General features: G+C 61.3%; 14 protein-coding genes. 8 read left to right on the top strand and 6 right to left on the bottom strand.

Annotated elements, in window-relative coordinates:
* Positions 1-4 precede the first annotated feature (4 nt).
* The 6 genes from VGU61_RS02520 to cobA all read left to right on the top strand — a co-directional run bounded on the left by VGU61_RS02520 (position 5) and on the right by cobA (position 6,084).
* Positions 5-1,699, top strand: coding sequence for a nitrite/sulfite reductase (locus VGU61_RS02520; RefSeq protein ID WP_326857525.1), 1,695 nt, complete (start codon positions 5-7; stop codon positions 1,697-1,699).
* Positions 1,692-2,213: a DUF934 domain-containing protein gene (locus tag VGU61_RS02515; RefSeq protein ID WP_326857524.1), complete on the top strand. Its 522-nt coding sequence runs from the start codon at positions 1,692-1,694 to the stop codon at positions 2,211-2,213. The genes VGU61_RS02520 and VGU61_RS02515 overlap by 8 nt, the downstream gene beginning before the upstream one ends.
* On the top strand, positions 2,210-2,929 hold the full coding sequence (locus VGU61_RS02510) for a phosphoadenylyl-sulfate reductase (RefSeq protein WP_326857523.1): 720 nt from the start codon (positions 2,210-2,212) through the stop codon (positions 2,927-2,929). Before VGU61_RS02515 ends, VGU61_RS02510 begins: the two co-directional genes overlap by 4 nt.
* Positions 2,930-3,066: 137 nt before the next feature.
* Positions 3,067-4,002: a sulfate adenylyltransferase subunit CysD gene (gene cysD, locus VGU61_RS02505; protein ID WP_326857522.1), complete on the top strand. Its 936-nt coding sequence runs from the start codon at positions 3,067-3,069 to the stop codon at positions 4,000-4,002.
* Positions 4,002-5,324 (top strand): sulfate adenylyltransferase subunit 1, encoded by a 1,323-nt coding sequence (locus VGU61_RS02500; protein WP_326857521.1) that lies wholly within the window; start codon positions 4,002-4,004, stop codon positions 5,322-5,324. The genes cysD and VGU61_RS02500 overlap by 1 nt, the downstream gene beginning before the upstream one ends.
* Positions 5,325-5,361: 37 nt before the next feature.
* The gene (gene cobA, locus VGU61_RS02495) at positions 5,362-6,084 is read left to right on the top strand and encodes a uroporphyrinogen-III C-methyltransferase (RefSeq protein WP_326857520.1); all 723 of its coding nucleotides are present in this window, start codon (positions 5,362-5,364) and stop codon (positions 6,082-6,084) included.
* 373 nt (positions 6,085-6,457) lie between these two features.
* Here the strand turns inward: cobA and VGU61_RS02490 are convergent, their stop codons facing one another.
* The 3 genes from VGU61_RS02490 to lptF are packed head-to-tail and all read right to left on the bottom strand — an operon-like array spanning position 6,458 to position 9,095.
* Positions 6,458-6,835 carry a CbiX/SirB N-terminal domain-containing protein gene (locus tag VGU61_RS02490; RefSeq protein ID WP_326857519.1) on the bottom strand — a complete coding sequence of 126 codons (378 nt, stop codon included), beginning with the start codon at positions 6,833-6,835 and terminating at the stop codon, positions 6,458-6,460.
* 2 nt (positions 6,836-6,837) lie between these two features.
* On the bottom strand, positions 6,838-7,965 hold the full coding sequence (lptG, locus tag VGU61_RS02485; protein WP_326857518.1) for an LPS export ABC transporter permease LptG: 1,128 nt from the start codon (positions 7,963-7,965) through the stop codon (positions 6,838-6,840).
* Entirely contained in the window at positions 7,962-9,095 is a 1,134-nt protein-coding gene (gene lptF / locus VGU61_RS02480) for an LPS export ABC transporter permease LptF (RefSeq protein ID WP_326857517.1), read from the bottom strand. Before lptF ends, lptG begins: the two co-directional genes overlap by 4 nt.
* Before the next feature lie 252 nt (positions 9,096-9,347).
* Between lptF and VGU61_RS02475 the strand changes: the two genes are divergently transcribed.
* Both VGU61_RS02475 and xth read left to right on the top strand, forming a co-directional pair.
* Positions 9,348-10,874, top strand: a complete 1,527-nt coding sequence (locus VGU61_RS02475) for a leucyl aminopeptidase (protein ID WP_326857516.1) — start codon at positions 9,348-9,350, stop codon at positions 10,872-10,874.
* A gap of 10 nt (positions 10,875-10,884) precedes the next feature.
* Positions 10,885-11,649, top strand: coding sequence for an exodeoxyribonuclease III (gene xth, locus VGU61_RS02470; RefSeq protein ID WP_326857515.1), 765 nt, complete (start codon positions 10,885-10,887; stop codon positions 11,647-11,649).
* Positions 11,650-11,784: 135 nt separating this feature from the next.
* Here the strand turns inward: xth and VGU61_RS02465 are convergent, their stop codons facing one another.
* The 3 genes from VGU61_RS02465 to acnD all read right to left on the bottom strand — a co-directional run bounded on the left by VGU61_RS02465 (position 11,785) and on the right by acnD (position 18,110).
* Positions 11,785-13,674: a propionate--CoA ligase gene (locus tag VGU61_RS02465; RefSeq protein ID WP_326857514.1), complete on the bottom strand. Its 1,890-nt coding sequence runs from the start codon at positions 13,672-13,674 to the stop codon at positions 11,785-11,787.
* Positions 13,675-13,957: 283 nt separating this feature from the next.
* On the bottom strand, positions 13,958-15,148 hold the full coding sequence (prpF, locus tag VGU61_RS02460; RefSeq protein ID WP_326857513.1) for a 2-methylaconitate cis-trans isomerase PrpF: 1,191 nt from the start codon (positions 15,146-15,148) through the stop codon (positions 13,958-13,960).
* Between the two features lie 346 nt (positions 15,149-15,494).
* The gene (gene acnD / locus VGU61_RS02455; protein ID WP_326857512.1) at positions 15,495-18,110 is read right to left on the bottom strand and encodes a Fe/S-dependent 2-methylisocitrate dehydratase AcnD; all 2,616 of its coding nucleotides are present in this window, start codon (positions 18,108-18,110) and stop codon (positions 15,495-15,497) included.
* Positions 18,111-18,219: the final 109 nt, after the last annotated feature.

Raw genomic sequence — 18,219 nt, 5'->3', positions numbered from 1 at the left:
GAAGATGTATCGCTACGACAAATATGACCATCAGATCATCAAGGAGCGCGTCGCCCAATACCGCGACCAGGTTCGCCGCCGCCTTGCGAATGAACTGACCGAAGAGGAATTCCGTCCGCTGCGCCTCCAGAACGGCCTGTACCTGCAGCGCCACGCCTATATGCTGCGGATCGCCGTGCCTTACGGACTTCTGTCGTCCAACCAGATGCGCATGTTCGCCCACATCGCCCGCGAGCATGACCGCGGCTATGGTCACTTCACCACGCGCCAGAACATCCAGTTCAACTGGATCGACATGGAAGAAACGCCAGCCATCCTGGAAAAACTCGCATCAGTGGAAATGCATGCGATCCAGACATCCGGCAACTGCATCCGCAACATTACTTCCGACGAATACTGCGGCATCGCGCCGGACGAAATCATCGATCCACGGCCGTATGCGGAAATCCTGCGCCAGTGGAGCACCTTCCATCCGGAATTCGCCTACCTGCCTCGCAAGTTCAAGATCGCGATCAACGGCGCGCTGGAAGATCGCGCGGCGATCGCGGTGCATGACATTGGACTGTCGGTCATCAAGAACGAGCAGGGCGAAATCGGTTTCCGCGTGCTGGTCGGCGGCGGCATGGGCCGCACCCCGATTCTCGGCAGCGAAATCCGTTCCTTCCTGCCCTGGCAGCATGTGATGAGCTATATCGAAGCCATCATGCGTGTCTATAACCAATACGGTCGTCGTGACAACATTTACAAGGCCCGCATCAAGATTCTGGTGAAGGCCATCGGGATCGAAGAATTCGCCCGACAGGTCGAGGAAGAATGGCAGGACCTGAAGGACGGCCCGAGCACGCTGACCGAAGAAGAGCTCCAGCGCGTGGCCGCCTATTTCCCGGCGCCCCCCTACGAAACACTGGCGCCGGTCGACGACGCGGTCGAAAAACTCAAAGCGGAAAACAAGGCGTTTTCGAACTGGCTCAAGCGCAACGTCAAGCCCCACAAGATCCCGGGATATGCAGCCGTCGTCCTGTCGCTGAAAAAAACCGGCGTGCCGCCAGGCGACGCCACCGCGGAACAGATGGATTTCATCGCCGATCTCGCCGACCGGTTCAGCTTCGGCGAACTGCGGGTGACGCATGAACAAAACCTGGTGCTGTCCGACGTAAAGCAATCGGATCTGATCACCGTCTGGAACGAAGCCAAGGCACACGGACTGGCGACGCCGAACATCGGCCTGCTGAACGACATGATCTGCTGCCCCGGCGGCGATTTCTGCGCGCTGGCGAACGCGAAATCGATTCCGATCGCGGCCGACATCGCGGAGCGCTTCGACAATCTCGACTTCCAGCATGACATCGGCGAGATCGAGCTGAACATTTCCGGCTGCATCAACTCCTGCGGACACCACCACGTCGGCCATATCGGCATTCTCGGCGTCGACAAGGATGGCGCCGAGTGGTACCAGGTGTCGATCGGCGGTGCGCAGGGCAATCAGTCGAGCATCGGCAAGATCATCGGGCCATCCTTCTCCGCACACCAGATGCCGGAAGTGATCGACCGCATCCTGAAGGTGTACCTGAAAGAACGCGTGGAGGATGAGCGCTTCATCGACACGGCCCGCCGTATCGGTGTTGCACCGTTCAAGGAGTTCGTCTATGCGACTCCCATCAAGACTCACCATGCAGCGGGAGAAGACGCATATGCGTGACATCATCAAGAACAGAGCAGTCGTCGCGGACGACTGGACCGTATTGCGCCTGAATGAAGGTGAAACGCCCGAAGCGGTGACTGTCCCCGAGGGCAAGGTCATTGTGCCGCTGAAGGTCTGGCAGGTGCAACGGGCCGCACTCGACAACCGCGCCGAACTCGGCGTATGGATCGGCAGCAGCGAACGCCCGGAAGAATTGAAAGGTGAACTTGACCGCTTCAAGGTGGTGGCCGTCGATTTCCCGAAATTCGCGGACGGACGCGGTTACTCGATCGCCTATAACCTTCGCGCCCGGCTGGGCTATGCCGGCGAACTGCGCGCCATCGGCGACGTGCTGCGTGACCAGCTGTTTTATATGTCGCGCGTCGGCTTCGACGCCTTCGCGGTGCGCGCCGACCGTGACGTCCACGATGCGCTGAAGGGCCTGACCGATTTCTCCGAGCCGTATCAAAGCTCGTGGGATAGGAAGTCGCCGCTGTTCCGCCGCGTGCAACGCGCAGGAGAACCGGCATGAGCGACTACGCTGCGCTGGTAGCGGATACGCGGGCAACGCTGGAGCGCATCGCGCGCGACTTCACCCCGGCGGTCTTCGCATCCAGCTTGGCGGCGGAGGACATGGTGCTGACCGACATGATCCTGCGCGCAGGCCTGCCAATCCGCATCTTCACGCTGGAAACCGGCCGCCTTCACAAGGAAACCATCGAGGTGCTGGACCGCATCAAGGAAACCTATGGCCATGACGTCGAGCTGTACAAGCCGGATACGTCGGCCGTCGATGCCTACGTGCGCAACAACGGCCTGAACGCTTTCTACGACAGCATCGATATGCGCAAGGAATGCTGCCGCATTCGCAAGGTCGAGCCGCTGAACCGCGCGCTCGCCGGCAACAAGGCCTGGATCACCGGCCAGCGCCGCGCTCAGTCGACGACCCGCGCCGCACTCGATGTGCAGGAAAACGACGAGGCGCACGGCATGACGAAGTTCAATCCGCTGGCGGACTGGTCTGAGCAGGACGTATGGAACTACATCCGCGCCAACAGCGTGCCGTATAACCAGTTGCACGACAAAGGCTATCCATCCATCGGCTGCGAGCCGTGCACCCGGGCGATCCAGCCGGGCGAGGATGTGCGCGCGGGCCGCTGGTGGTGGGAAAACCCGGAAACCAAGGAATGCGGCCTGCATGTGGTGGACGGGAAGCTGGTGAGAATCAAGGCCGTACCCGTAGCATAGAAAGAACGTCCCTCCTCCTTCAAGGGGGAAGCCAGGCAGGGGGCGGGTTGTGTCAGACGCATATCGAATGACAATCCGCCCCGTCCCTCCTGTTCAAGCAGAGGGAGTCCATCAATTCATCGACCCGAGCAAAACCTATGAACACTGCAGTCGAAAAACTCTTCCTTGATGCCGCCAGCAATCGTCATCTCGATTGGCTGGAATCGGAAGCGATCCACATCATGCGCGAGGTTGCCGCCGAATGCGTCAACCCTGCCTTGCTCTTTTCCGGCGGCAAGGACTCCATCGTTCTGCTGCGCATTGCGGAAAAGGCTTTTCGACCCGGCAAGTTCCCGTTTCCCCTGGTGCATATCGATACCGGACACAACTTCCCCGAAGTGATCGCCTTCCGCGACAAGCGCGTGGCGGAACTCGGCGAGAAGCTCATCGTCGGTTCGGTGGAAGACTCCATCAAGCGCGGCACTGTGCGCCTGCGCAATCCGCAGACCGATTCACGCAACGCCGCCCAGGCAGTCACGCTGCTGGAAACCATCGCCGAGCACAAGTTCGACGCCTGCATCGGCGGCGCCCGCCGCGACGAGGAGAAGGCACGCGCCAAGGAACGGATCTTCTCTTTCCGCGACGAGTTCGGCCAGTGGAATCCGAAAGCGCAACGCCCCGAACTCTGGGACCTCTACAACACCCGCGTCCACCCGGGCGAGAACATGCGCGTGTTCCCGATCTCGAACTGGACCGAGCTGGATGTCTGGCAATACATCGCCCGTGAAAAACTGGAACTGCCGCAGATCTATTTCGCCCATGAACGCCAGGTCATCCCGCGCAATGGCCTTCTGGTACCGCTGACCGACCTGACGCCACCGCGCGAAGGCGAAGCGGTGGAAACCCGCATCGTGCGCTTCCGTACCGTAGGCGACATTTCCTGCACCTGCCCGGTGGCGTCGGACGCGGCGACGGTGGACGCGATCATCGCCGAAACCGCCGTCACCCAGATCACCGAGCGCGGCGCTACCCGCATGGACGACCAGACATCGGAAGCATCGATGGAAAAACGCAAGAAGGAAGGATATTTCTGATGAACGCAATCGCCGAAACAAACCTGTCGAAACCTGCCCAAGCCGAACGCGGCCTGCTGCGGTTCATCACCGCCGGCTCCGTTGACGATGGCAAGAGCACGCTGATCGGCCGTCTGCTGTTCGACAGCAAGGGCATCTTCGCAGACCAGCTCGACTCGATCTCCCGTGCCAAGCACAAGCGCACCGTCGGCGACACCATCGACCTGTCGCTGCTGACCGACGGCCTCGAAGCGGAACGCGAGCAAGGCATCACCATCGACGTCGCCTATCGTTATTTCGCGACGCCGAAGCGCAAGTTCATCATCGCGGACACGCCGGGGCACGAACAGTACACACGCAACATGGTGACCGGCGCATCCACCGCCGACGCGGTGATCATCCTGATCGACGTGTCCAAGGTGAAGCTGGGCGCCGACGGCAGCGTGGAACTGCTGACGCAGACCAAGCGGCATTCGACGATTGCCCATCTGCTGCGCATCGAGCATGTGATCGTTGCGGTCAACAAGATGGACCTGGTGAATTACGATCAGACGACCTACGACCGCATCGTCGGCGCTTACAAGGCGTTTGCCGGCCAGCTCGGATTGAAGGACATCCATCCGATTCCGCTCTCCGCACTTGCCGGGGACAACGTCGTCGACGCCGGCGACAACATGCCCTGGTACAAGGGACCGACCCTGATCCAGTTGCTGGAATCGCTGTCGGTGTACGACGAATCGCACGATGAGCCCTTCCGCTTCCCGGTGCAACTGGTGGCCCGCCACAATGGCCACGAAGCCAATGACTTCCGCGGTTATATGGGCCGCATCGAAGCCGGCAAGGTCAGCAAGGGCGACAAGCTGGTCGTGCAGCCGAGCGGCCAGACCGCGACGGTGAAAGACATCCTGACGCTGGACGGCTCCCTGGACTTTGCAGTCGTCGGCCAGTCAATCACGCTGCTGCTGGACGAATACCGGGACATCTCGCGCGGCGACATGCTGGCCGCCGCCGACAGCCCGGCGACTCTGCTGAAGACAGTGAAAGCGGAAGTCTGCTGGCTCTCGGAAGAGCCGCTCGACATGCGGCGCAAGTACTGGCTGAAGCACACCACCAAGCAGGTTGCCGTACGGGTCACCGGCATCGACACGCTGCTGGACGTGAATACCCAGGAACGCCGCAGTGCGGATTCGCTGTCGCTGAACGATATCGCCACCGTGTCGATCAACGTCCAGCAACCGCTGGCGGCAGACGCCTACGACGCCATCCGTGCCACCGGCGCCTTCATCCTGATCGATGAAGTCACGCACCAGACGGTCGCCGCAGGCATGATCAGGCTGGCCTGAATATTCTGCTGCAGCAGACGCACCCCGGAACCGCTCGATGAGTTTTGGCAAGGTATTTCTCGTCGGCGCAGGACCGGGGGTGGCCGATCTGATCACGGTTCGCGGGGCACGCATCCTCGCGCAGGCCGAGGTCGTGCTGCACGACGCGCTGGTAACCGAAGACATGCTGCAACTATGTCCGCAGGCGGTTCTTATCCCGGTTGGCAAACGTTCGGGGCAGAGATCGACTGCCCAAACCCTGATCAATCAGCAATTGATCGATTGCGCCCGGCAATATCGGCTTGTCGTCAGGCTTAAGGGCGGCGATCCGATGATGTTCGGACGCGCCGATGAGGAATTGCGGGCGCTGGAAGCGGCCGGCATCGAGGTGGAAATCGTTCCCGGCATTACGGCTGCGCTTGCCGCCGCCGCATCGACTCGACAGCCGCTGACAAAACGCGGGGTTGCCCGCAGCGTTGCCTTCTTCACTTCCAGCACCGCGCCCAATCACCCGGAACAAACCACCCTTCCCGATTGCGATACGCTGATCCAATACATGGGCGGCAAGGAAGCGGTCACGACGGCGCAGAAGTTGATGGAACAAGGCCGTCCGCCGACGCTCCCGGTGATCGTGGTGGAGAATTGCAGCCGGCCCGATGAGCGGGTGATGCACTTGCAGCTGTCCGAACTGGAGCGTGGACTGGCGCAGTGCCATGGTCCGGTGCTGGTGATGTTTGGCGAGGCGCTTGGGGTGAGGCGCTTGGGGTCAGGCGATGACTGACTGGCCGTGAATGCCGGCGGATCGCAAGTCGTCGCAAAATTGACGGCTTTAAAAGGCGAACGGATATAAAGAAGGAAGTTTCGCTCACCGACAAGCTCCTTTCCCCTGCCAGGGGGCGTAGCAGGGAGTGAGCAGGGGATTCAGACGGCATGCTGTCCGCCTGCGCAGCGGATTGTCCATAAGGGCCATCTTCTCGCTTGGGATGGAACGGCCCGCGCAAGGATAGTGAGGTCGAGCTACTGCATACAGACCCCACTACCTCTGCGCGGGCCGCGCCACCTTACGTCGCCCTCCTACCCCTCCTCCTGCAACGATGAGGAAAACCTACCGATATTGACTGAACGGAGTATGCTTTGCAGCGGCACTGCAATCGTCACTGCGACCCCAAGCTATCAACACAATACTTCGCAATCGCATTCAACACCCCATCATCCTCCCCCACCGCACCGGCGACCTTCATCGTCAGCTCCGGATGATCATGCTTCAATTGCGCGACCATCTCCGGCAGGTCGCGCAGCAAATGCCCGCCCCGGCCAAAAAATACCGGGACGATGGTCACTTCCGTGATCCCCTTGTCTTCCAGCCCCTGCACCAGTTCCGGCAGGCGCGGCGTCATCAATTCCAGAAATGCCAGTGCCACCTCGGCATCCGGCGACTGTTGCTGGACCAATGCCTGCAGCCGTTCGAACGGAACGGCCCAGCGGGCGTCTCTCGCGCCATGGGCAAACAGGACGAGTGCTCGGGTTTTCATCGTTAATGCCTTTCAACCCACCATAACGCCCCGATCGCAGCCAGCAGGAACATGGCGCTGGGCAGCACGGCGGTAACCGGCGCCGGCCAGGTATTCAACAGTCCGAGGTGGGAGAACAGGCTGTTGATCAATTGGAAGCTCACGCCGATCATGATGCCGACGAAAATCTTCAGGCTGACGCCGCCGGCCCGGAAATGCAGGTAAGCGAATGGCAGCGCCAGTGCCATCATCACCAGGACGGCGAACGGGTAGATCATCTTTTTCCAGAGCGCCATTTCATAGCGGTCCTTGTCCTGATTGTTTTCCGCCAGGTGCTTGGTGTAGGCCGAAAGATTGCGGGCCGACATGCGGTCCGGATCGGCGAACAGGACCGACAGAATGTTCGGCGTGATCTCCGACACCAAATCCCGCGCCTTGGCGGTTTCAGTCGTTACCTTGGTCTGCGGTCCGGACGGCGCTCGCGGAAAGGTGGTTTCGGAGACATTGACCAGGCGCCAGGTGTTTTCACCGACGTATTGCGCATGATCGGCAGTGACCAGCGCGGTCATGCGGAAATCGCGATCGAACTCGTACATCTTGACGCCCTTCAGCTGGCCGTCCGGACTGACTTCCCTCACATTCAGGAAGCGCGATCCGATGGTGGCGCCGGTCAGGCCGTTTTCCCGGATCACATCCTTGGTCCACAGGCCCGATCGAAATGCCTGCGACACCGACGAGCCCTGGGCCTGCAGCTTGACCTTTTCCGCCATGGCGCTGGTGACGGGAGCGATCACTTCGCCGAACAGGAAGGTCAGCGCGACGAACAGCAAGCCGACTTTGGCCAGTATCAGGCCGGCGGTTCTGGTCGACATGCTGGACACCCGCATGATGGTGAATTCCGACCGCGCCGCGAGCTGCGCCAGCGCATAAATCGTGCCGATGAGCGCGGCGATCGGCATCAGGTCATAGGTGTAGCCGGGCATTCCCATCAGGACATACAGGAAGGCATGCTGCACCCGGTAGCCGCCGCGCCCCACATCCTTCAGTTCGCCGATCAGGTCGAAAAATGCGAACAAGGCCAGGAAGGCGATGAGCACGAAGACAACCGAACTGACGACTTCCTTCGTCAGGTACTTATCGATCACCCTCATGACGCCGCCGCCTTCTTCGTTGCAAGCGACCTCCGGAACCTGCCCCACAGGGTCGCGGGATGATAGCGGCTGTTCACCTTCACCCGCCAGGCGAAGAGCAGCACGATCATCGTCAGCGCAAGCAGATGCATGGGCCACCACGCCAGCATGATGGACATGCGTCCCTGCACCACCGCCGCCTGGAACACGCTCACCATATTGCTGTAGACCACCGCCAGCACCAGCGCGATCATCAGGTTGGCGGAACGGCCCGCGCGCGGATTGACGAAACCGAGCGGGATCGCCAGCAGCATCAGCAACAGGCACATCAGCGGCAGCGAACAGCGCCAGAGCAATTCACCGAGGTTGAAATTGTTGGGGGCCGCCAGCAGTGCCATCGTTGACAGCGACCGGGCGGAGGTGTCGCCGACGAGGGCTTCGGACTGGCGTGCGACCAGCATGCCGTAACGCTCGAATTCCATCATCCGGAAATCCGACTGGTCCGGCACGCCGTCGTAGCGACGACCCTGGCTCATCACCAGGAACTTGTCACCACGCGGGTCGATTTCAATCGTGCCCTCTTCGGCGACCACCACGCTGGTTCGTCCGTCCTTGACCGTATTGACGAAGACGTTCTTTACCTTGGCTGCATCGCCTGTCACGGCCTCGACGAAAAAGATGCGGTCGGAGGACGACGACTCCTGGAACTTCCCGGGAGACACCTTGGAGATATCTTCCCGCTTCTGGAAGCGTTCACGGAATTCGGCGCTCTGCCGGTTGGCCCACGGCGTGAGCACGAAGCTCAGCGCGGCGGTCAGCACGACAATGGGAATGCCGAAGGACAGCACCGGCTTGATCCATCTGGACAGGCTCAACCCGGAGGCAAACCAGACGACCATCTCGGAGTCCTGGTAGCTGCGGGTGACGACCAGGAGCACCGAAATGAATCCGGTGAGAATCAGGATGATCGGCAGGTAATTGAGTGCGGCGAAACCGATCAGTGCCACCACGTCCTGCGAAGCGACCCGGCCGCCCGCGGCCTGTCCGAGGATGCGGATCAGCATGATGGTGATGGTAATCGTGAACAAGGTGGTGAAGACCGCGCCGGCAGTGCTTGCCAATTCGCGGCGGAGTGCGCGCTGAAAAATCATTCGGGATAAGGCCTATTTCAGTACGTGAATTCGGATCATTGCATCAGCAGCCATTCCGGGCCTGCGCGAAGCGGCGGGTGTAGGCCTCGATGCAAACATGGCAATGCAAACCGGCTTTTGATTATTTGACGTGCGTCACGTTCCTGCACGATCACATCGGCGTTGCTGCCCATTGCGGCTGTTCTTGCGGGGTTTCGCGCATTGTCGATATCCGGATACGCTCTATAATTGCGGCTGGATAAGGAGTGACTCATGGACTTTAGCATAAAAACTATCGACGCCAAAACCGGCGTCTCCAGCATCAAATCCGGCTGCATCGCGGTCGGCGTTTTCGAAAACAAAAAGCTGTCCGACACTGCCCGTGAACTTGACCGCAAAGGCGCCATCACCGCCGCCATGAAATCGGGAGACATTTCCGGCAAGCCTGGATCAACACTGCTTCTTCGTGATGTCGACGGCATTTCCGCCGAACGGGTCCTGCTGGTAGGCATGGGCAGCGACGATGCAGTCACTGAAAAGAATTTTCTGACCGCAGCACAGGCGGTCGCCAAGGTATTTGCGAGCCTCGGCACGAACGACGCGCTGATTGCATTGCCTGTCGATAAGATGAAGGACAGGGACACGGCATGGGCCGTACGGGCGACGGTTATCGCGCTGCGTGACGCGGACTACCGGTTCGACGCCCTGAAGAGCAAAAAGGAACCCCAGCAGGCTGGCGTGCGCAAAGTCGCCATTGCCGCATCGGCAGCCGACACCGCCGCACTCAAGACCGTGGTCGCCCAGAGCGTCGCTCTCGCCAACGGCATGGATCTCACCAAGGATTTGGGTAATCTGCCCGGCAATGTCTGCACGCCAACTTATCTTGCCGATACCGCCAAGAAACTCGCGAAGGAATTCAAGCTGGGCGTCGAAGTGCTTGACCGCAAGCAGCTAGAGGCACTTAAGATGGGCAGCTTCCTCTCGGTTACCCGGGGCACCGACGAGCCGCCCAAGTTCATTGTGCTCAAGCACATGGGCGGCAAGGCAAAGGATGCTCCTGTGGTTCTGGTTGGCAAGGGCATCACCTTCGACACCGGCGGCATCTCCCTCAAGCCGGGCGCGTCGATGGACGAAATGAAGTACGACATGTGCGGCGCCGCGTCGGTACTCGGCACGTTCCGCGCCATCGCTGAAATGGATCTGAAGCTTAATGTCATCGGCGTCATCCCCAGCTGCGAAAACATGCCGTCCGGCCGCGCCACCAAACCGGGCGACATCGTGACCTCGATGTCCGGCCAGACCATTGAAATCCTCAACACCGATGCCGAAGGCCGGTTGATCCTGTGCGATGCGCTGACCTATGTCGAGCGCTTCAAGCCTGCAGCCGTCATCGATATCGCCACCCTCACCGGCGCCTGCATCACCGCGCTCGGCCATCACAATACCGGCCTGTTTACCCGGCACGACGACGCGCACGACGAACTCGCCGACGACCTGCTTGCCGCAGGCAAGGCCACCGGCGACACCGCATGGCGCATGCCGATCGAAGACGCCTACCAGGAACAGTTGAAGTCCAACTTCGCCGACATGGCCAACATCGGCGGCCCGCCGGGCGGCAGCATCACCGCCGCCTGCTTCCTCGAACGCTATACCCGTAAGTACACGTGGGCGCACCTCGATATCGCGGGCACCGCCTGGAAGAGCGGCGCGGCCAAAGGCGCGACGGGACGCCCGGTGCCGCTGCTGACCGCCTACCTCCTCGACAAGGCCCAGGCGACCAACGGCAGGAAGTCGGCATGAGCGTCGCTGCATGAAGCTCGCCACCTGGAACGTCAATTCGCTGAAGGTCCGCCTGCCCCAGGTATTGCAGTGGCTGGCGGACAATCCCATCGATGTGCTGTGCCTTCAGGAAACGAAGCTCACCGACGATAAGTTCCCGGTGGCCGAGATCGAGGCTGCAGGCTACCACGTTGTCTTCACCGGCCAGAAGACCTACAACGGCGTCGCGATCCTGTCGAAGCATCCGATGAGCGACGTGGTGAAGAACAATCCGCGCTTCGAGGACGAGCAGCAGCGCATCATCGCCGCCACCATCGAAGGCATGCGGGTGGTTTGCGCCTACATTCCGAACGGGCAGTCGATCGATTCGGACAAATACCAGTACAAGTTGCGCTGGCTCGACGCGCTGCATGACTGGCTTGCGGATGAACTCAGGCAGCATGATGGCGTCGCCCTGCTGGGGGATTACAACATCGCGCCGGATGATCGCGATGTGCACGATCCTGTGGCATGGAAGGACCAGGTGCTGGTGTCGGGACCGGAGCGGGCGCAATTCCGGCGCTTGCTGGAACTTGGATTCAAGGATTCATTTCGCCTGTTTGAACAGCCGGAGAAGATTTATAGCTGGTGGGATTATCGAATGATGGCGTTTCGGCGGAATATGGGGTTGCGGATTGATCATATCCTGCTGTCGCCGGCGCTTGCTGCGCGGTGCACCGGGTGCGTGGTGGATAAGGTGCCGAGGAAGTGGGAGCAACCGTCGGATCATACGCCGGTGGTGGCTACGTTGTCTTGATGTGGTGGATGGTTTGATGCATTTCTTCGATGATGCAACTCCGTTTTCTCTTCGAAGAGACTAGCCGGGACTGGCCACGGCTAGCATCCACGGAGAACAACACGCGTTGAATCACCGAAGAAAAAACCCCCACAATCACCCCTTCACCACTCCCCGAATCTGCTCCAACGACGCTGGATCTTCAATTGTCGTCAAATCCCCCGGATCCCGACCTTCACAGATTGCCTGGATCGACCGCCGCAGCAACTTCCCCGACCGCGTCTTCGGCAGCAAGGTAACGAAATAAACCCGGGCCGGCCGCGCCACCGAGCCAAGGGATTTGTCCACCACCGCCATCACCTCGCCCTCCAGCGCCAGCCGGCCTTCGGTCGTCGCAATCGCCTCCGCGTTCTTCGGAATCGCAAACGCCACCGCCACCTGCCCCTTCAGCTTGTCTTCAATGCCGACAACCGCCACCTCCGACACGTTCGGATGACTGGAAATGCTTTCCTCGATCTCGCGCGTGCCGAGCCGATGCCCGGCAACATTGATCACATCGTCGGTGCGGCCAAGGATGAAGTAGTAACCGTCCTGATCGCGGATGCCCCAGTCGAAAGTGGAGTACACCTGCTCGCTGGCGAAATTCGACCAGTAGGTATTCACGAAGCGCGCGTCGTCGCCATACACCGTCTGCATGCAGCCGGGCGGCAGCGGACCTTCGATGACCACGACGCCCTTCTCGTTCGCGCTACACACCGCCCCGGTGGATTCGTTCAGGATCTTGACCTTGTACCCGTGCATCGGCATGCCGGGACTGCCGAGGCGGGTCGGCGTATCCTCGACGCCCTTGGCAACCGACAGAATCGGCCAGCCGGTCTCGGTTTGCCAATAGTTGTCGATGACCGGAACGCCGAGGGCGGATGCGATCCACTCCGAAGTGGTTTCATCGAGCGGTTCGCCGGCAAGGTAGAGCGCCTTCAGCGACGACAGATCATATTTCCGCATGAATTCCGGCGGCTGCTTCTTGAGAACCCGCACCGCCGTCGGCGCCGAGAACATGCGCGTGACCTTGTACTTTTCGACCAGCCGCCACCAGATGCCCGCGTCCGGCCTGATCGGCAGGCCTTCATACATGATGGTCGCCATGCCGGCGATCAGCGGGCCATAGACGATGTAGGAATGGCCGACAACCCAGCCGATGTCGGACGTGGAGAAATACGTCTCGCCGACCTTGCCGCAAAAGATATGCCGCATCGACGACGCCAGCGCGACCGCATAGCCGCCGACATCGCGCTGCACGCCCTTCGGTTTGCCGGTCGTGCCGGAAGTGTAGAGAACGTAGGACATCTCGTTCGATTCCAGCCAGGTCACCGGCACGTCGGCATGCAGATAGCGTTCGCGCGCCGCCGCGTAGTCAATGTCGCGCCCGGCTTTCCGCTCCATCGGCATCAGGCCGCGATCGACCAGGATGACATGCGCCGGCTTGTGCTGCGCGATGTCGATTGCCTGGTCGAGAAGCGGCTTGTAGGCGACGCTCTTGCCGCCGCGCGAGCCGGCATCGGCGGAGATGACGAGCTTGGGCTTGGCGTCGTCGATGCGGGTGGCGAGGCTGTTGGATGCGAAGCCGCCGAACACCACCGAATGAATCGCGCCGATGCGCGCGCACGCCAGCATCGCGAATGCCGCTTCGGCGATCATCGGCATGTAGATCAGCACCCTGTCGCCGCGCGTCACGCCAAGCGAGCGCATGATTGCCGCCATGCGCATGACTTCGGCTTGCAGCTCGCGGAAGGAATACACTTTTTCGGTATCGGTCTCGGTCGAGACCATGATCAGCGCGGGCTCATCGCCGCGCGTCGCGACCCAGCGATCCACCGCGTTATGACACAGGTTGGTTTCGCCGCCGACAAACCACTTCGTGAAGGGCGGACGGGAATAGTCCATTGCCTGGTCGAACGGTTTGTGCCAGTCGATCAACCGGGCCTCGTTGGCCCAGAACGTTTGCGGATCATCGATCGATTGCCGGTAGAAATCTGCAAAATTCATGGCGTCTCCGTGTCGTTATGGATGGCAGGCGGGATCGGGCAATGTGCGACACCTGCATGCCCGGATGCTGCAGCATGTGCAGCATGATTTTTGCGCGGCTGACTTACTCCCTACTTACGAATCTTAAAAACATAAAAACGATTGTTCTTTGCATTACGATTGCCATTCGGAAAACAGTTGATGCATGCAGCTATTCCCGTTGGTGCTGCGCCTGCAGGCGATGGAGTGCATGACACACCTCTCATCGCCTGATGATCAAATGCACCGGATGGTCCGGTAACCGTTAGAACGTATCGCCTGGCACGCGCACCCAGCCCTCCATCAAGACCCGCGCGCTGCGGCTCATGACCGCCTTCTTGACTACCCATTCGCCATCGACCTGCGCGGCCTCGGCACCGACTCGCAGGGTGCCGGACGGATGGCCGAAACGGACCGCGTCGCGTGAACGTCCGCCGGCGGCGAGGCTGACCAGCGTGCCCGGTATTGCTGCGGCGGTGCCGATGGCGACGGCCGCCGTGCCCATCATCGCGTGATGCAGCTTGCCCATCGAGAGCGCGCGCACGAGCAGGTCGATATCGTCGGCGGAAACCTGTTTGCCGCTGGACGAGATGTAGCCGGCCGGCTTGGCGACGAAGGCGATTTTCGGCGTGTGCTGGCGCTTGACCGCTTCCTCGATGTGTTTGATCAATCCCATGCGCATCGCGCCGTGCGCGCGGATGGTCTCGAACATGGCGAGCGCCTTGGGGTCGCCGTTGACGGCATCCTGCAATTCGGTACCGGTATAACCGATGTCTTCGGCGTTCACGAAAATGGTCGGGATGCCGGCATTGATCATCGTCGCCTTCAGCGTGCCGATGCCGGGAACCTCCAGGTCGTCGACCAGGTTTCCGGTCGGGAACATCGATCCGCCCGCGCCCTCCTCTTCGGCCGCCGGGTCCATGAACTCGAGCTGAACTTCCGCCGCGGGAAAGGTCACGCCGTCGAGTTCGAAGTCGCCGGTCTCCTGCACTTCACCGTTGGTGATGGGAACATGGGCAATGATGGTCTTGCCGATATTGGCCTGCCAGATACGCACGGTGGCCATGCCGTCCTTCGGAATCCGGCTTGGGTCGATGAAGCCGTTGCTGATGGCGAACGGCCCGATGGCGGACGACAGATTGCCGCAGTTGCCGCTCCAGTCGACATAGGCGGCATCGATCGCGACCTGGCCGAACAGGTAGTCGACGTCATGGTCCGGCTTGCTGCTTTTGGCGACGATGACCGTCTTGCTGGTGCTGGACGTGGCGCCGCCCATGCCGTCGATCTGCTTGCCGTAGGGGTCGGGGCTGCCGATGACGCGCATCAGCAGTGCGTCGCGCGCAGGGCCGGGGATTTGGGCGGCTTCGGGGAGGTCCTGGAGGCGGAAGAAGACGCCCTTGCTGGTGCCGCCCCGGATGTAGGTGGCGGGGATTTTGATTTGGGGTGGGTGGGACATGGGTGAGTTCCTGATTTTTTCTAACGAATCGATCACTTATGGACGCATTGAGTGCTCTTGCAGGTCCCCTCCCCCTCTCAGGGGGAGGGTTAGGGTGGAGGTAGTGAGGTCGATCGACTGCATGCCGAAACCCAACCTTCACACCCCCATCCCAACCTTCCCCCTAAGAGGGGGAAGGAGCCGGTTCGCTTACAACCTTTCCACGTCGCCGCTGGCAGGCGGATTCGATTCTCGCGGCACAAAGCAGTGCTTTGTGAAACCCCGCTCTCATCCACATCGCCGCTGGCAGGCGGCTCCGATTCGGCCAGCGCAACGCATGCGTTGCGAAACCCGGCTTCATCGGCCTTTACGCAACCGCCTTTTCAGCCGACGCCAGGAAGTCCTGCGCGAACCGCTGCAGCACGCCGCCCGCTTCATAAATCGACACTTCCTCCGCCGTATCCAGCCGGCACGTCACCGGCACGCCCAGCTCTTCGCCGTTCTTGCGGTGAATGACCAGCGTCAGTGTCGCCCTTGGCGTGCGTTCACCGATCACGTCGAAGGTTTCGGTGCCGTCGATGCCCAGCGTCAGGCGGTTGACGCCCGGCTTGAACTCCAGCGGCAGCACGCCCATGCCGACCAGGTTGGTACGGTGGATGCGCTCGAATCCTTCGGCCACGATGGCCTCGACGCCTGCCAAACGTACTCCTTTTGCTGCCCAGTCGCGCGACGAGCCTTGGCCGTAGTCGGCGCCCGCGATCACGATCAGCGGCTGCTTGCGTTCCATGTAGGTTTCGATGGCTTCCCACATGCGGACGATCTTGCCGTCCGGTTCGATGCGGGCCAGCGAGCCGGCCTTCACCTTGCCGTCCACCACCACCATCTCGTTCTTCAACGTCGGGTTGGCAAACGTCGCGCGCTGCGCCGTAAGGTGATCGCCGCGATGGGTCGCATAAGAGTTGAAGTCCTCCTCCGGCAGGCCCATTTTCGCCAGGTATTCGCCGGCCGCGCTGTTCATCATGATGGCGTTGGACGGCGACAAGTGGTCGGTGGTGATGTTGTCACCCAGCACAGCCAGCGGGCGCATGCCTTTCAGCAGGCGCGGATGTGCGGCGAGCGCACCCTGCCCTTCCTTGTCCCAGTAAGGCGGGCGGCGGATGTAGGTGCTCTGCGGCCGCCAGTCGTACAGCGGGCTGACCTTCTCCCTGGTGTCCACGCTGATCTTGAACATCGGTTCATAGACCTTGCGGAACTGTTCCGGCTTCACGCTGGCGGTGATAACCGCATCGATTTCCTCGTCGCTCGGCCAGATGTCGGCGAGGCGGATCGGCTTGCCGTCGGCGCCGGTGCCGAGCACATCCTTCTCGATATCGAAACGGATGGTGCCGGCAATTGCGTAGGCCACCACCAGCGGCGGCGAGGCGAGGAATGCCTGCTTCGCATACGGATGAATACGGCCGTCGAAATTGCGGTTGCCGGAGAGAACGGCGGTGGCGTACAGATCGCGCTCTACCACTTCCTTCTGGATCACCGGGTCGAGCGCGCCGCTCATGCCGTTGCAGGTGGTGCAGGCGAACGCCACGACGCCGAAGCCGAGCTGCTCCAGTTCCGGCATCAGTTTCGCCTCCTCCAGGTACAAGGCAACCGTTTTCGATCCCGGCGCAAGTGAGCTCTTCACCCACGGCTTGCGCTTGAGGCCCAGCTTGTTGGCGTTGCGGGCGAGCAGGCCGGCGGCGATCATGTTGCGTGGGTTATTGGTGTTGGTGCAACTGGTGATGGCGGCGATGATCACGGCGCCGTCCGGCATCAAGCCAGGTTCGTTTTCGACCTTGCCGCTGATGCCGCGCGCAGCCAGCTCGGACGTTGGCACGCGGTTGTGCGGATTGCTGGGTCCGGCGATGTTGCGCACGACCGTCGACAGATCGAATCGCAGAGTCCGTTCGTACTCCGCGTTCTTCAGGCTGTCGGCCCAGAGGCCGGTTTCCTTCGCATAGGTTTCCACCAGCTTGACGAGTTCATCCTCGCGGCCGGTCAGCCTCAGGTATTTGATGGTCTGCTCGTCGATGTAGAACATCGCGGCGGTGGCGCCGAACTCGGGCGCCATGTTGGAAATCGTCGCGCGGTCGCCCAGGGTCAGTGCGGAAGCGCCTTCGCCGAAGAATTCCAGGTAGGAAGAAACCACCTTCTGCTTGCGCAGGAACTCCGTCAGCGCCAGCACGACGTCGGTCGCCGTGATGCCCGGCTGCGGCTTGCCGACCAGCTCCACGCCGATGATGTCAGGCAGGCGCATCCATGAGGCGCGACCGAGCATCACGGTTTCGGCTTCCAGGCCGCCGACGCCGACGGCGATCACGCCGAGGGCGTCCACCATCGGGGTATGCGAATCGGTGCCGACCAGCGTATCCGGGAAGGCCACGCCGTCCTTTACCTGCACCACGGGCGACATGCGCTCGAGGTTGATCTGGTGCAGGATGCCGTTCCCCGGCGGGATCACGTCAACGTTCTTGAACGCCTTCTTGGTCCAGTTGATGAAATCGAAGCGGTCTTCATTGCGGCGATCTTCGATGGCGCGGTTCTTCTCGAAGGCATCCGGATCGAACCCGCCGCACTCCACGGCGAGCGAATGATCGACGACGAGCTGTGTCGGCACTACTGGATTCACCATGGCGGGGTCTCCGCCTTGGGAGGCAATGGCGTCTCGCAGGCCGGCGAGGTCGACCAGCGCGGTCTGCCCGAGGATGTCATGACACACCACCCGCGCCGGGAACCAGGGGAAATCCAGTTCGCGCTTGCGCTCGATGATCTGGGTGAGCGAATCGGTCAGCGTGGCCGGGTCGCAGCGGCGCACCAGGTTTTCGGCGAGCACGCGTGATGTGTATGGGAGCGTGTCGTAGGCGCCGGGCTTGATCGCGTCGACCGCTGCACGGGTGTCGTAGTAATCCAGCGTGGTGCCGGGTAGATTTTTGCGGTATGCGGTGTTCATGGCTCGGTGAGGAAATAGAGAGAAACTGCCTTCCATGTCATTCCCGCGAAGGCGGGGATCCAGGGGACGCCCTGGCTGACAATCCCAGAGCGCTACTGGATTCCCGCCT

This window comes from Noviherbaspirillum sp. (genome assembly GCF_035944575.1).
In the GTDB taxonomy this organism is placed as follows: Bacteria; Pseudomonadota; Gammaproteobacteria; order Burkholderiales; family Burkholderiaceae_D; genus Noviherbaspirillum.
The sequence above is the reverse complement of the archived record's forward strand: the minus strand, read 5'-3'. Positions and strand labels throughout refer to the sequence as shown.

What these genes read in the sequence shown, in the direction of transcription:
- VGU61_RS02520 (WP_326857525.1), top strand. Translation starts at nt 5, where the DNA reads ATGTATCGCTACGACAAATATGACCATCAGATCATCAAGGAGCGCGTC.
- VGU61_RS02515 (WP_326857524.1), top strand. Translation starts at nt 1,692, where the DNA reads ATGCGTGACATCATCAAGAACAGAGCAGTCGTCGCGGACGACTGGACC.
- VGU61_RS02510 (WP_326857523.1), top strand. Translation starts at nt 2,210, where the DNA reads ATGAGCGACTACGCTGCGCTGGTAGCGGATACGCGGGCAACGCTGGAG.
- cysD (WP_326857522.1), top strand. Translation starts at nt 3,067, where the DNA reads ATGAACACTGCAGTCGAAAAACTCTTCCTTGATGCCGCCAGCAATCGT.
- VGU61_RS02500 (WP_326857521.1), top strand. Translation starts at nt 4,002, where the DNA reads ATGAACGCAATCGCCGAAACAAACCTGTCGAAACCTGCCCAAGCCGAA.
- cobA (WP_326857520.1), top strand. Translation starts at nt 5,362, where the DNA reads ATGAGTTTTGGCAAGGTATTTCTCGTCGGCGCAGGACCGGGGGTGGCC.
- VGU61_RS02490 (WP_326857519.1), bottom strand. Translation starts at nt 6,835, where the DNA reads ATGAAAACCCGAGCACTCGTCCTGTTTGCCCATGGCGCGAGAGACGCC.
- lptG (WP_326857518.1), bottom strand. Translation starts at nt 7,965, where the DNA reads ATGAGGGTGATCGATAAGTACCTGACGAAGGAAGTCGTCAGTTCGGTT.
- lptF (WP_326857517.1), bottom strand. Translation starts at nt 9,095, where the DNA reads ATGATTTTTCAGCGCGCACTCCGCCGCGAATTGGCAAGCACTGCCGGC.
- VGU61_RS02475 (WP_326857516.1), top strand. Translation starts at nt 9,348, where the DNA reads ATGGACTTTAGCATAAAAACTATCGACGCCAAAACCGGCGTCTCCAGC.
- xth (WP_326857515.1), top strand. Translation starts at nt 10,885, where the DNA reads ATGAAGCTCGCCACCTGGAACGTCAATTCGCTGAAGGTCCGCCTGCCC.
- VGU61_RS02465 (WP_326857514.1), bottom strand. Translation starts at nt 13,674, where the DNA reads ATGAATTTTGCAGATTTCTACCGGCAATCGATCGATGATCCGCAAACG.
- prpF (WP_326857513.1), bottom strand. Translation starts at nt 15,148, where the DNA reads ATGTCCCACCCACCCCAAATCAAAATCCCCGCCACCTACATCCGGGGC.
- acnD (WP_326857512.1), bottom strand. Translation starts at nt 18,110, where the DNA reads ATGAACACCGCATACCGCAAAAATCTACCCGGCACCACGCTGGATTAC.